Annotated in this window: 9 protein-coding genes; 4 read left to right on the top strand and 5 right to left on the bottom strand. The window is 46.2% G+C overall.

Features of this window, described 5'->3' with window-relative positions; genetic code table 11:
• Positions 1 to 55: 55 nt before the first annotated feature.
• On the bottom strand, positions 56 to 1,213 hold the full coding sequence (locus QUA33_RS18230; protein ID WP_333150031.1) for a PIN domain-containing protein: 1,158 nt from the start codon (positions 1,211 to 1,213) through the stop codon (positions 56 to 58).
• Between the two features lie 199 nt (positions 1,214 to 1,412).
• On the opposite strand from QUA33_RS18230, the gene QUA33_RS18235 reads away from it, so the two are divergent.
• The 3 genes from QUA33_RS18235 to QUA33_RS18245 all read left to right on the top strand — a co-directional run bounded on the left by QUA33_RS18235 (position 1,413) and on the right by QUA33_RS18245 (position 6,145).
• Entirely contained in the window at positions 1,413 to 3,335 is a 1,923-nt protein-coding gene (locus QUA33_RS18235) for an ABC-F family ATP-binding cassette domain-containing protein (RefSeq protein ID WP_333150033.1), read from the top strand.
• A gap of 683 nt (positions 3,336 to 4,018) precedes the next feature.
• Positions 4,019 to 5,239 (top strand): hypothetical protein, encoded by a 1,221-nt coding sequence (locus QUA33_RS18240; RefSeq protein WP_333150035.1) that lies wholly within the window; start codon positions 4,019 to 4,021, stop codon positions 5,237 to 5,239.
• Positions 5,240 to 5,569: 330 nt separating this feature from the next.
• Entirely contained in the window at positions 5,570 to 6,145 is a 576-nt protein-coding gene (locus tag QUA33_RS18245) for a TIGR04376 family protein (protein ID WP_333096209.1), read from the top strand.
• A gap of 349 nt (positions 6,146 to 6,494) precedes the next feature.
• Here the strand turns inward: QUA33_RS18245 and QUA33_RS18250 are convergent, their stop codons facing one another.
• From QUA33_RS18250 to cbiD, 4 genes are all read right to left on the bottom strand, one after another.
• A complete protein-coding gene (locus tag QUA33_RS18250) occupies positions 6,495 to 7,391 on the bottom strand; it encodes a pirin family protein (protein ID WP_333150037.1) in 897 nt (298 codons plus the stop codon).
• A 155-nt stretch (positions 7,392 to 7,546) separates the two neighbouring features.
• Entirely contained in the window at positions 7,547 to 7,762 is a 216-nt protein-coding gene (locus QUA33_RS18255) for a hypothetical protein (RefSeq protein WP_333150039.1), read from the bottom strand.
• Positions 7,763 to 8,145: 383 nt separating this feature from the next.
• A complete protein-coding gene (gene guaA / locus QUA33_RS18260) occupies positions 8,146 to 9,747 on the bottom strand; it encodes a glutamine-hydrolyzing GMP synthase (protein WP_445243259.1) in 1,602 nt (533 codons plus the stop codon).
• A 347-nt stretch (positions 9,748 to 10,094) separates the two neighbouring features.
• Positions 10,095 to 11,216: a cobalt-precorrin-5B (C(1))-methyltransferase CbiD gene (gene cbiD, locus QUA33_RS18265; RefSeq protein ID WP_333150041.1), complete on the bottom strand. Its 1,122-nt coding sequence runs from the start codon at positions 11,214 to 11,216 to the stop codon at positions 10,095 to 10,097.
• A gap of 716 nt (positions 11,217 to 11,932) precedes the next feature.
• On the opposite strand from cbiD, the gene QUA33_RS18270 reads away from it, so the two are divergent.
• Positions 11,933 to 13,375 carry an MFS transporter gene (locus QUA33_RS18270; RefSeq protein ID WP_333150043.1) on the top strand — a complete coding sequence of 481 codons (1,443 nt, stop codon included), beginning with the start codon at positions 11,933 to 11,935 and terminating at the stop codon, positions 13,373 to 13,375.
• Positions 13,376 to 13,822: the final 447 nt, after the last annotated feature.

Genomic DNA, 13,822 nt, shown 5'->3' on the forward strand with positions numbered 1-13,822 from the left:
TGAGCGATCGAGGTGTTGTACAGTACGCAGTTTATTATGCCGCTTTTCAGTAGTCCTAATCTTCGTCTCCCCAATCTAGATCAATATCCCCAAAATCAATGCTGACAGGTGTTTTCATCTCCACTTCAACCTCATCTACTTTGACCTGTGCACCAACCCTTTTAAAATCACCTGCAAATGTAATTAAAACCTCCACCTCCAAATTGTCTTGAGTATTTAGGCTATAGCCTCCTATTCCAACATAATCTTTGTCGATATGATCGTAGACATAAAATGAAAAACTGCACTCAACATTGACATCAACAGTTAATTTTGATTCAACTATCAAGCTATTGTCATCAAAATTAACTGGTCTAAATATTATGTTAGGAGACTCAAGCAATTCAAATTCAAAATTGGTAACCTTGATTTGTGTTACTTCTTGTTCATAATTAAAAGAAGAGTTAGCCTCGGGATAAATATCCATTTCACAAATTTTATAATCTAAAGCCTTAAAGACAGCTTGTTTTACATCTTCAAGAACGCCATTTTCATATTGTTGAGATAAATGTCTACATAGATCATCAGCATTTTGAAATAGCCCTAAAACGCCGGCAAAATCATCACTAGAGTAAAGTCGTTCAGAGCCTTTGCAGAAGTTTTCCCAGTCATTGTCAGATGTAACAACAATAATTTTTGTTTGATTTTTATTAGCCCAGGTTTCAAGAGAAATTAAAGCAATTGCATCAGGAAATTCATTTTTTTTCTTACCATTTTCAGAAAAAGGGGGTTGGGATCTAAAATATTTTTGTATTAGTTCGCTGACTATTAAATAATCTTGAGCTTCGATAATCTCCAGAGATGTAGCCTCTATAAACTGACTAAAGCGCTCAGATGCCACTTCTTGTGCTTCACGTCCACCGAAAAGTGAGTTTTTTATGTCTTCAATATCACCATCCTCAACTTGCCAATAATCCTTAGTGCCTTTGAGGGATTTATCAATCTCCTTTTGTGCCTCTTTGGTTTTTTTAGTTAGATGCGATAATACTTCCTCTTTAACCACCTCGGAGATAATCAACTTTGTAGAACTATCGAGAAATTGATCTAATTGCTTAAGCAGCCCAGACTCTAGCTTTAACCCTTGAGCCTCAAAAATTGATGTATCCAAACTAATTGCTCCAAACTCTCCCCTTCGGACAAGCTCCTTAAGTTCATTTAGTTCCATATGTTCCATATATTTAATTGACGAAGATATAAGATATTAATATAGAAATTTTACTACATTTTTAACATTTATCAAGATTTAGGTAGTCGGAAAAATCAAGTTGACCTTTGTCCTAAAGAAGTTTCATGGGAACGACAGACCATATCCATGCAGCCGGACTCGATCGAACTTGCGTTAAACTAAGTCAGGTAAATGACTTTCTATACAGATGACTATTTTTACTCTGCGATCGATCAAAAAAGACTTCGGCATCAAGGAACTCTTGACAGATGCCAGTTTCAGCCTGGATGAAGGCGATAAAGTCGGACTCATCGGCACTAACGGTTCCGGCAAATCAACGCTGCTGAAAATGATTGCGGGTATGGAGTCGATCGACTCTGGCGATCGCTGGGTCAATCCAGGATCTAAAATTGTCTATCTCCCCCAACAGCCGGATTTAGACGAAAATCACACTGTCTTAGAGCAAGTATTTGCCGACAGTGGCGAACAAATGGCTTTAGTGCGGGAATACGAGGAAATTTCCGCTCAACTCTCCCACGGCAAAGGCGATACAGACAAGTTGATGGCGCGTCTGTCTGCAGTGTCTGAACGGATTGATGAGGTGGATGCGTGGGATTTGGAAACCAAGGCGAAATTGATTTTGACCAAGTTGGGGATTGAGGATTTTGATGCGAAAATTGCCGACTTGTCCGGCGGCTACCGCAAGCGAATTGCCTTAGCAACGGCTTTGTTGTCCGAGCCCGATGTGTTGCTGATGGATGAACCGACAAACCACTTGGATGCGCTGTCTGTCGAGTGGTTGCAGAACTATTTGAACGGCTATCGCGGTGCATTGCTGCTGATTACCCACGATCGCTATTTTCTCGATCGCGTTACCAATCGCATCCTGGAGATCGATCGCGGCGACCTTTACAATTATGCTGGCAATTACGCTTATTACTTAGAGAAAAAAGCCTTAGCTGAAGAATCCGCCGCCAGCAGTGTTCGCAAACACGCGGGTGTATTGCGGCGCGAATTGGAATGGCTCAAACGCGGGCCGAAGGCGCGCAGTACCAAGCAAAAAGCCCGGATCGATCGCATTAAAGATATGCGAGCCCAGGAGTTCAAAACAGCCAACGGCAAAGTCGAAATTGCCACAGCGGGCCGCCGGATTGGCAAGAAGGTGATTGAGTTACTGAATATCAGTAAAGCTTACGGCGATCGCACTTTAATTAAAGATTTTACCTACAATTTCACACCCGAAGACCGGATAGGAATTATTGGCTGCAACGGTGCGGGAAAATCGACGCTGATGGATATCATCACCGGACGCATTCAGCCGGATTCGGGTACTGTAGAAATCGGCACAACCATTCATATCGGTTATTTTGACCAGCATTCAGAGGATTTGACACCCAACGAAGACCAGCGAGTTATTGAATATTTGCAAAGTGTGGCAGAGTTGGTGAAAACGGCGGATGGGGAAACCATTACCGCTTCTCAAATGTTGGAGAAGTTTCTGTTTCCACCGAACCAACAGTATGCACCGATTAACAAACTTTCGGGCGGGGAAAAGCGCCGGTTATTTCTGTTGAAAGTGCTGATGAGTGCGCCGAACGTGCTGATTTTGGACGAACCGACAAACGACTTAGACGTGCAGACTTTGGCGGTTTTGGAGGATTATCTCGAAGATTTTAACGGCTGCGTGATAGTGGTGTCCCACGATCGCTATTTTCTCGATCGCACGATCGACATGGTTTTCGCCTTGGAGCCTGGCGGCAATTTGCGTTTGTATCCCGGCAATTATTCGGTGTATTTAGACTACAAGAAAGCCGAAGAAGTTAAGGAAATTCAAGGGCAAAAAGAAAAAGAAAAACTTACACGCACCGTTGAATCTAACAATTCAAAATCCCCCAATTCCGCTCAAAAATCTACCAAAGTTTCCTTCAATGAAAAGCGGGAATACGAACAATTAGAAAGTAAAATTCCGCAGATGGAAGCTGAAAAAGAAGACATTGAGAAGATTTTGTCTCACAATGCTCCGAGCGGGTTTGCAGAGATGAAGAAGTTATCGGATCGTTTGGCTCAGTTGACGCAGGAGATCGATCGGGCGACTGAGCGCTGGTTGGAATTGGCGGAACGGGTGGGTTAATTTGGGTTGTCCGAGCGTTGTCTTTAGCTCCTGCTCACAATGACAGGAGCTAGAGGAATTATGAGTTAAAAAATCTCATGCTGAAACAAATATATATTGACAAAATTCAATATTTTTTTCTTTTTTGTACCAAAAATAGTATTGTAAAAAAATCTTAGGAATAGCGCTTATTTAGCCGACAATTTGGCAACCTTTGACAATTTATTACTTAAGTGTGATGAAGCTATGGTAGTATTAAAGTTATAAAATCGGTTGCTTGTTATTACTGTCAAGCAAACTGACCAACAAACTTAAGACGAGTAAAAGTCTAAAATCCTTGTTAAAACTGCAAGGCGATCGGAAACAGCGGCAAAAAACCCGCTTTTTTTGCGAGCCTCAAGTAAAGCTGTATGTCAAAAACTGTGAAGACCCGGAGGGTGGGGTTGACACAAGCAGTAGAATATGCAGTAAAAGCCAGCGTAAGCAAATAAGACTGGCAGCAGCAAACAGGGACTAAAAAGCCCAAAACAGGTAAAAAAAAAGTCGATCGGGCAAAGTAAGTTGGCCGAGGACTAAAAATATGGTGATGAGTGAGATACAATTGACCTGTTCTGAGCCAAGAATTGGTCAACATCACAAGTATCCTGTAGAAGTCAAAAGTTAACAGTCTCAGGGTTGTCGAGCAGCGCGAATCAGAGAAAACTATGCCTCAAAAAGTAATCGCCAAACAGATGTCTTTGGAATCAGCGTCCGATCCGATCGCCGTGAGGGCGACGGTGGAAACAGTGCCAGCCGAAGCAGTGGCCGTAGAGTCCTACGCCGATCAGTTGATGGACGAACTGTTTGAAGGAGTCGATCGATCATTCGACGGCAGCGACGGACTGCCATCGGAACCAGTGCAGCCTGAATTCGTGGCGCTCAAGTCGATCTCTGTACCTCAAATAGTTTTGTCGCAGTTGGCACCCCCCCAGCCGCAGGGGGGCGAAAAAGACGTAGAAGCGATCGCCCGCCAAGTCGCCCTAGAAACAGCGAAAAAACAGCAGTCCAAGCAATCATTCGACAGAATCCTGCTGGGAGCAGCATGTGGGTCGCTGCTGCTAGTCATGGGCTTGTGGCTGGCAAGCCGGTCGGGACTGGTGCGCTTGCCCGCCGCCTCCGCACCAGAGAGGCCCGCAGAAAGTGGCAAAACAGCACCAGACACCCCGTTTGTCGAATACGTGCAGCGCTCGCTAGAAGCGATCGAACAAAAAAAAGCACCCCGGGCTAACCCCCAACTTGCAGGAGTTCCCGGAGCCCCCATCCCAGGGACGCTGCCGAGCATTCCAATTTCCGGCGCGCCGCCGGCAACCGCAGGTCTTTCGACAGCAGTCAACCGCATTGCTAATGCCCTCGAACAAGCTGCCTCGCAGCCGGGAGCACCAGCACCCCAAGTTGTAGTCATCCCTCCCCCCGCTCAGGTGACTGTGGCTCCGGCTGCTCCGGTAGCTGCTGCTCCGGCTGCTCCTCAAACCGCTGCCGTTTCCCCCTCGCCGGCTGCTCCCGCCTCCGGTCGCGCGATTGCCGCTGCGGGAACTCGAGATCCCCTGGCCGCTTCCTCTTCCCCCTCGGAGTCTCCCCAGCCAAAGATTTTGGCTCGCGAAACCGAACCGGCACCCGCGCCCCCAGCCCAGCAATCCGCACCCGCCCCCGAGCAATCCGCACCGGCTGTCAGCAGCGCCCCGACTTCCGCCCACACGCTGGTAGGGATTTTGGAGTTGGGCGATCGATCGGCTGCTTTGTTTGAAGTAGACGGCGTAGCCCGCAGAATTTATGTCGGCGAAAGCATTGGCGCTAGCGGTTGGACCCTGGCAGAAATCAAAAATCAAGAAGCCGTTATCCGCAAGGGAGGAGATGTGCGATCGGTTTTTGTCGGCCAAAAGTTCTAATCAGTTATCAGTCATTAGTCATCAGTCATTAGTTATTAGTTAGGTCATCGGTAATCAGTAATGGGCAGCGATCGGGCTGTATAATATCACGAGCAGTGAAAAAAGTTATAATATAGGAACCTCCAATACGTTCTTAATTGCTGAAATCATTGCTCTTATTACTTCTTGCTTCTATCCGTTAAATCGGTTCCCCAATTCGTGGCCGAACTTTCTTCTGCTATAACTAACAACTCAGGATCAATAATCGATCTCCCGTGACTAAGAACAAATGACTAATAACTAATGACCAATGACTAATCACCAGGACTAATGACTGAGGAATTATAAAAAATGGGCTTATTTGATGATTTCAGCCGCTTTCTAGAAACCAAACTAGAAGAATTTTTGCGTAGCAATCCCCATCTGGAATTGCAGGCAATAGAAGAACAACTGAAGGAACAAGAAGAAGACACTCTGCGGCTGATTCTCGATATCCAAAAACAAGAGAAAAAACTGCAAGCCGAAATTCTCTCCGCCGCCCAAGAAATTCAGCGCTGGAACGATCGCATCAACAAAGCTAAAGCTGCTCAAAGGCTCGATTTAGCTCAAGCCGCCCAAGAGCGGCAAGCCGCTTTGCTGCGTCAGGGAAATCAGCGCTGGGGTCAAATGCAAGGCTGCAAAGAACGGATTGAAAAAGCCAAAGAACTGTACCGCCAAATTCAAGTACGGCGAAAAGAAGTCCGAGCAAAAGCTGCAGAAGCAGCAACTCGAACTACCACTAAAACAGAGCAGAGTTGGGATACAAAGGGTTGGAATCAGAGTTCTAATTATAGTAGTTTTACGGCTGCCGACCCTTTAGAAGAAAAGTTTCAGCGCTGGGAAGCTGACGAAGAACTCGATCGAATGAAGCGGAATATAGGTCGATAGTTACGAAAGCATTCCAATCCTTTAGGGACGGGTTCACCCGAAACTCGGATTCCCAATGCAAATATTCGTCAACCCTCCAGAGTCTCAGGTATTGCGATCGCTCCCTCAGACTTGATATAATTACCATCCTAAAATTCTAGGGCCAATTAATCAATCATCCCTACAATATTCTCACCTACTTAATTAGCGTTGCATATTTATTGTATAAACAAAACCTCTAATCAAGTAAAAAAATTATGATTTGTCCCGGCTGTCAATCCACCAATCTGACGGGGTGACAACCCCGTCAGGTGAAAAAGACGAATTCTGAATCAAAAAACTGTTTTTTAATTTAAATCGCTGCAGTTATTCACAACGGTTGCTCTGCTTGAGAAGGTGGCTCTTCAGGCAGCGGAATAAACTCTGTCTCTTGGGGAACCTGACCAAACCGTCCCTCTCTCCAATCGAGTTTAGCTTGCTCAATGCGCGAGTGCCGACTCGAAACAAAATTCCACCACTTATGCCGCTCACCAACAGGTTCACCGCCAATCACAATACAGCGAGCCTTGCCTGAAGCAGAAATGTTTACTTCAGCGCCTGAATTTAGAACTGCCAACCGATGTTGTTCCAGAGGCTCTCCATCAATAACAAGCCCATCTGTTACGCTGTAAACCGCCTGTTCGCTGTAATGGCCCGGTAAGGTAAATTGCTTGCCAGCAGTCAGTTGCACGTCCAGATAAATCATGGGTGAAAATATTTGAACTGGGGAAGTACGACCATAGGCTTCACCGGCAATTAGAGTGAACGAAACTCCTGCATCCTCCCAAACAGGCAACTCAGAAGCCGGATGATGCCGAAACCAGGGGTCGGTTTCTTCGTATTCATCGGGAAGTGCTATCCAGGTTTGAATGCCATGCAGGATGGCTTCTTTGCTGCGCTCGTCGTCAGGCGTGCGTTCAGAGTGGACAATGCCTCGCCCTGCCGTCATCCAGTTCACCGCACCAGGACGGATTTCTTGAACGCTGCCGACACTATCACGATGGAGCAAAACACCTTCAAACAGGTAGGTGACGGTTGCTAAGTTGATGTGCGGATGCGGTCTGACATCCACACCCCGGCCGGGTGGAAACACCGCAGGGCCCAGATGGTCAAAAAAGATGAACGGGCCTACCAGTGCTAAAACGTCTGAGGGAAGCAAGCGGCGGGCTTGGAATCCACCCAAATCTTGAATGTGTGGCTCAATGAGATGCTGGATGGTATCCGTCATAATGTTTATGAAGTTGCGAACGCTAATTGTCTATGTCAAAAGTGCATTATACAAAAAGCTATCCTTGTAGAGGGCGATCGCAATATCAGTGACTGGTCTAAACTTTCCCAATCGAAAGCTGTTGTAGAGTGTCGAGTTCTCAACGAGCTTTCTGCTTACGAGATGATGGAGAGTTCGTCACTGACTTGAACCCGACCTTTGACCAGGGAGCGAATCAGACGATCGAGCGAGCCGCGTTCTTCTTCACTGATTGACTCATCGAGGATGGCAGCCATCATGCCGTAGCGGTCAGCTTTGGTAACGCGGTGAGTATCGGTGACAGTGGCAATTAATTCGTTGATAGCGCCGGGGAGAAGATTAACTGGAGACATGGGATTGTTTTGAACTCGACACCTTAATCATCTCGTGGTTTCTTCTAAGAGCAAGTGATAGTGCTGGTTTTTTTCCGTGATAATACTGAAAATATTCGGTGAACCAAGTCCGTATTACAAGTGATGGAAGTCACAACCTTGAAACCTATGCAGCGGTGGAACAACTACAACCCACCTTCCGCCCTTTGACTATCACACCGTGATAATTTTCGTCTTTCACGAGTCTTAACTTCCTGCTGTGCCAAAGTTTCAGACCTTCATAGGAAGAAGTACCTCTTCTTCAAGCAATTCTCAACAAGTAACGACTGTTGACTTTTTATCCCAAATCAAAATAAGTAGACAGACAAAAAAATTAGTCCGCCTACTTAATCGCTAACTAGAAATCACTCCCACTCGATCGTTCCCGGTGGCTTAGAAGTAATATCGTAAACCACCCGGTTCACCCCCTTAACCTCATTCACAATCCGGTTCGATATCAGTTCCAACAAATCGTAAGGAACCCGCGCCCAGTCAGCAGTCATCCCGTCTTCACTCTTAATAAACCGCAGAACGATCGGGTAAGCATAAGTGCGCTGATCGCCCATCACCCCTACACTGCGAATCGGCAGCAAAACTGCAAAAGCTTGCCAAAGTTCACCGTACAATCCGTGCCGGTTAATTTCTTGGCGAACAATGAAGTCAGCATCCCGCAAAATATTTAGTCTCTCTGCGGTAACTTCTCCTATAATCCGAATCGCCAGTCCCGGGCCGGGGAAAGGTTGTCGGTTCACGATTTCTTCGGGAAGCCCGATCGACCGCCCGACTTTTCGCACTTCATCCTTAAACAATTTTCGCAGCGGTTCAATCAGCTTAAATCGCAAATCTTTCGGCAAACCGCCGACGTTGTGGTGGCTTTTAATTTTAACAGCAACTCGTTCGCCACTTTTCGGGTCTGCATTAGTGTCAGCCGACTCAATCACATCAGGATAAAGAGTACCTTGTGCGAGGTAGTCAAAGGGGCCCAGACGCTTCGATTCTTCTTCAAATACGTTGATAAATTCGTGACCGATCCGCTTGCGTTTTACTTCAGGATCGGTAATCCCTTCAAGTTGAGCTAAAAAGCGTTCGCGAGCATTAACATACTCAACATCAATGTGGAATTGCTCTTTAAATAATTTTACCAACCGTTCTGGTTCATACTTCCGCATAAACCCTTGGTCGATAAACATACAGGTAAGTTGGTCGCCGATCGCCTTGTGCAGCAAGAAAGCCAAAGTAGAAGAATCTACGCCGCCGGATAAAGCCAGCAAAACTCGTTTATCTCCCACTTGCTCTCGAATTTCGCGAATAGATTCCTCCACAAAGGTAGCAGTCGTCCAAGTCGGTTCGCACTCGCAAATGTGGTAAACAAAATTGCGAATTAAAGCTATTCCCCCGATCGAGTGAACTACTTCTGGGTGAAACTGAACCCCGTACAAATTTTTCTCGTGGTGAGCAACAGCAGCACACGGAGTATTGTCTGTGTGAGCGAGGATCTCAAAACCCGACGGTAACTCGGAACACGAGTCTCCGTGACTCATCCACATCGTGCTGCCTTCTTCGACATTTGTCAGCAAATCGGTCGGATCGTCAATAAATAGCGATGCCTTGCCGTATTCGGCTAACTTAGCCCGCTCTACCGTGCCTCCGAGCTGCTTTACCATCAACTGCATCCCATAACACACTCCCAACACGGGTATTCCCAAATTCCAAATGTCTGGGTCGCAGTGGGGTGCTTTTTCATCGTATACAGAACTCGGACCTCCTGAAAGAATAATTCCTTTAGGATTGATAGCTTTTAACTGTTCTGCCGTAGTCCGGTAAGAAATAACTTCTGAATATACTTGAGTTTCGCGAATGCGACGAGCAATCAGTTCGGAATATTGCGAACCGAAGTCGAGAATCACGATCGTCTGGCGATCGATCTGCCCCAGAGAAGAGCTGGTGAGGTCTGATTCAGTTTTTATTTGAGTAGTCACGGTTATTGCGTAATTGCTAATTGCTAATTGGGCAGAAATTAGGGGATGTATTTGTAGCGGCTTCACTACAAGGCTGAGGAAGGCGAGCAAGCATTAGTCGCTAGGAATAAATCTTATTTATACTAGATTGCAGTCAGCGCTCGCAGTCTATTAATAGGGTCGAGGGCAAGCATAGATTTACTTCAATCCTTACCCTAATTAATTAAACTCTGGCGTCAGAAACTGCGTCCCCAAGCAACCTAGTATAATTAAGGTCTAGGGACAAAGAATTATTACTTGTTAAATATTATCCCTGAGCGATGTTTTCAACAGAATTCAGGGATATTCACACTACATTAACAAATTTGGGTCAAAAATGTATCTCCTATTTCACTTTTAACAATAATTTTGCGATCGCGCCCGAACATCACCGAGCCCACGGGGATGTGCAAGTTAGTGTGAGTAAAAATGCAATCCGATGACCGCAAGTCTATTTGTCGGGCGATGTCGCCGTAAATTCGATCGACCCAATTGTTGCCAGTTTGAGCGTCCAAAGCCCGCAGTTGTCCGAGAGCCTCTTCGGCTGTTGCTGCGGCAAAAATTGCGGAACACGCATCAGCCGACATTCCAGCCTTAGCACAGTAAGCTGTGAGAATTTCCCTGCGCCCGTCAGCGAGGTGGTGGTGAGTGTGAAAAATTCCCGCTGCCAATTTCATCAGCTTCCCGTGATAGCCAAACAGCAAAATTGACTGCACCCCCTGACATCCGGCTTCTACCAGCAGCGGGCCGAGCCAATTAGCGGTTTTGACTAGCCTCTCAGGATTAATCCCCAGTTGTCGAGCCAAATCCAAGCCGTTTTCGCCGATGCAGAAAACCAAACAGTCAAACAGTTTGGCTTTTTGTTGCAGTTGTTCGCGGTAAACTTCCAACTGTCCCGGGGCGCTCAGCGGTTGAGAAATTCCCGTTGTACCCAGCAGCGAAAGTCCTTCTACCACACCGAAAGCTTCGTTAGAAGTGCGGGCCGCTAGTTGCCGCCCAGACGGCAGAATCAGCGTGACAGTAATTTTTTCGGACTGTGCGAGTTCTCGGCTCAGATTCGATCGCAACAGCCGCATCGCGTAATCATAGATTGCCGCTCCTCCACCTGCTTTATGATGTCCAATTCCCTCCCCGCCAACAATCTGTATTTGTTCCCCCTCTCCTTCTCTCCCCAATTCCACCATTGCCCAAACGGGGGTATTGCGAGTCAGATCGAGATTGTCCCCCGGATCGGAGCGAGTCACTCCTAAAGCGGTACCAGTTTTGAGTACAGACGCCTGCTCGATCGGAATTTCTGCGGTTATTTGTGGTTCCAGTAAATTTACTGATACACTATCAACAGATTGGATACCCTCACGCAAGCACCGCAAAGCTGCAAGTGCGGCTGCACAGGCAAATACTGGCAGTGTATACCCGGATAAAGGTTGAGCTTTTGTCACAATCTAATACAAAAATCCGTAAATTTGCTGGTAATTGACATCACACATTAGCAGTAATATCTTTCAAATGTTTAAGTTTAATTCTAGAGTTTGCTATTATCTGCAGTTAGCATAATTTTTGTCAAGTAATAATTTTGTCCTACCAGTTGCCGAGCTCAGTCACACTTTTTTTTGATGTGCGTTAGCGAAGCCCTAGTAGAGGATCGCCAATAACCCACTCCGAAGCTTTAGCGGCACCTGGGGGCGATTTTCACAAAAAACCCGGACTCGATCGCGAGCGCTGGCACTGAACAAACGGATTCCAGGAATTAGATAGAAATAGTTAGCAGCTATACTCGGCAAGTCGATCGTCTTTCATTCTATAGATTCCGCTAACCGTAAAGATTTGAGAACCGAGTGAGCTCGCAAAGGCGAAATTTGTTTTCGCCTTTGCGAGACTTGTTTGAGGCGGAATTCGAGAAATTTTTGGTAGGCGAAATGCTGCGCTCGCTTCCTGGTTCAGCCCTAAAACCTACTTTTGTAAAATTAGCAAATTTATATCTCCCAACCGGTTGATGTCCTAGCGATTGCAAGTCATTTATATTGATCTGAATTACCCGGACGTGCCAGTCCTACTTTCGAGCTAGCCTCTTGAAGGTGGGGCTGGTTTTATCTAACCCTGTTACTTCAATTATCCAATCTACAATCTAAAACCTAAAATCTAAAATCGATTGACTATGGTTGAACCAGTTGCAGAGTTAAATGAACCTCTATCTCTTCAGACTGCAGAAATAGTAGAAATAGTAGATCCGAAAATATTTCAGCTCGTTCTCTCTCCAAAAATAGCTCTCAAATTTTCCAAAAAAGACGTTCGATCGACCCTGAAAGCCTCAACTCTAGACGGCGTTTTTGCCACTATCTTCGAGTCGGCGACCACCGGCGTGCTACTGAGCAACTTCTTGCTGCAACTCGGCGCAACTAGCGTGGAAATAGGTATATTCTTTGCTATTCCGATGGTGGTAAATCTCCTGCAACCATTAGGAGCCTACATAGCAGACCGGACAACCAGCCGCCGCTGGTACAACCTATTTATATTCAGCGTTTCGCGGCTGCTGTGGCTGGTGCTGGCGGTGGCAATTGTTTGGGGTTCCCAGCACGCAGACCTCCACCAACTGCTGCAATGGACACTGGTAACAGTCGTAGCAGCTAGCGTGCTGGCTGCTTTTGCCAATTCTAGCTGGTTCAGTTGGATGGCTGCTGTGGTTCCTGAGCGCTTGCGGGGACGCTATTTTGGCTTTCGCAACAGTGCTGTCAGCCTCATCATTTTGCTGGGAGTGCCGTTGATGGGATTGGGAGTGTCAACTTGGGACGGCGGTCCAGTTTTGGGCTACGGTATTGTTTTATTGGTTGGTGTTTTGGCGGGAATGATTAGTTTGGGGTGTCAATCCTTGATGGTTGATGTGAATCCCCAGGTATACAAAAAAGATGCACAGAGCGATCGACTTACAGAGAAAAAAGCCAAGCAAATAACAGATTTTGTGCCTTCTGTGCTGAAAGATTCTAACTTTTTAATGTTTATTCTTTACTTCAGTGTGTGGACATTTGCGGTTAATCTCAGCGCGCCTTTTTTTAATATCTACCTGCTGAAAGATTTAAGCTTGGATGTGAGTTTGGTAACTATTTACACCAGCTTAAGTTCTGGGGCAAATCTACTGCTGCTGATGTTTTGGGGCAAGTTGGCCGATCGCTGGGGAAATCGCCCCCTGCTAATTGGGGTGGGGCTGGTGGTGGCGATAACGCCTTTGTTGTGGTTGGGTACGGGCAATTACCCGTTTGCGGTGTGGGTATGGCTGCCGCTGCTGCACTTGTTGGGGGGGACGACTTTAGGGGCGATCGGGCTGTGTACTAACAATATTCAAATGGAGATAGCGTCGATCGAGCAACCTTCGACTTATTTTGCGATCGCCGCAGCGGTTTCGGGATTAGCTGGGGCTTTGGGAACTACCGCCGGCGGCTTTCTTGCCGAACTTCCGGGCATGAGTTTGGGAGCACTGTTTGCCCTCTCGGCTGCTGTGCGGCTGGTAGGCTTGCTGCCTTTGATTTTGGTGCGAGAACCTCGTAGCCAGTCGCTGCGGTCGATCGTCCCCACTTTGGGACGTTTCAATTTAAACCGGGGCTAGGAAATTTTCGCACAAATTTACCGATCGAGAAACCAGAAAAGCCCACAGATTGCTAAAAACTTCAAGCAAATCACACAAAACCTGAGAGTGCTTGAAACAAATGTTAATCCAAAACATAGTCCAAACCTGCTATGTCTTCTGCCAATACGTCACCATTATCTTGCAGCCAACTGACAAATAGATCGGATATAGCTGTTCTAAAAACTGACCTGGCATAGCGTAAATGTGTTTAAATGTTTCTTAGCTAGGGCGTCGGAGCGCTACTTCTGTTAGGAGAATCGAGCATTTTTCCCTAACCAAAGCTACTATTTCACGCTGTAAATATTTTACTTTTTAGGAAAAGCGAGCATTTTCCCAGAACCAAAGCTACTAAGCTGTTGTGCATTTAAAACGCATATTGGTATAATATAACATAATGATATTCAGAAAAAGTAAATGCCTGCTAAA

Source organism: Microcoleus sp. Pol14D4, assembly GCF_036701245.1.
Taxonomy (GTDB): Bacteria; Cyanobacteriota; Cyanobacteriia; order Cyanobacteriales; family Microcoleaceae; genus Microcoleus.

Excerpts from the sequence above, each read along its gene's own strand:
- QUA33_RS18255 (WP_333150039.1), bottom strand. The coding sequence starts at position 7,762 with ATGTCTCCAGTTAATCTTCTCCCCGGCGCTATCAACGAATTAATTGCC.
- QUA33_RS18235 (WP_333150033.1), top strand. The coding sequence starts at position 1,413 with ATGACTATTTTTACTCTGCGATCGATCAAAAAAGACTTCGGCATCAAG.
- QUA33_RS18245 (WP_333096209.1), top strand. The coding sequence starts at position 5,570 with ATGGGCTTATTTGATGATTTCAGCCGCTTTCTAGAAACCAAACTAGAA.
- QUA33_RS18240 (WP_333150035.1), top strand. The coding sequence starts at position 4,019 with ATGCCTCAAAAAGTAATCGCCAAACAGATGTCTTTGGAATCAGCGTCC.
- QUA33_RS18230 (WP_333150031.1), bottom strand. The coding sequence starts at position 1,213 with ATGGAACATATGGAACTAAATGAACTTAAGGAGCTTGTCCGAAGGGGA.
- QUA33_RS18250 (WP_333150037.1), bottom strand. The coding sequence starts at position 7,391 with ATGACGGATACCATCCAGCATCTCATTGAGCCACACATTCAAGATTTG.
- QUA33_RS18270 (WP_333150043.1), top strand. The coding sequence starts at position 11,933 with ATGGTTGAACCAGTTGCAGAGTTAAATGAACCTCTATCTCTTCAGACT.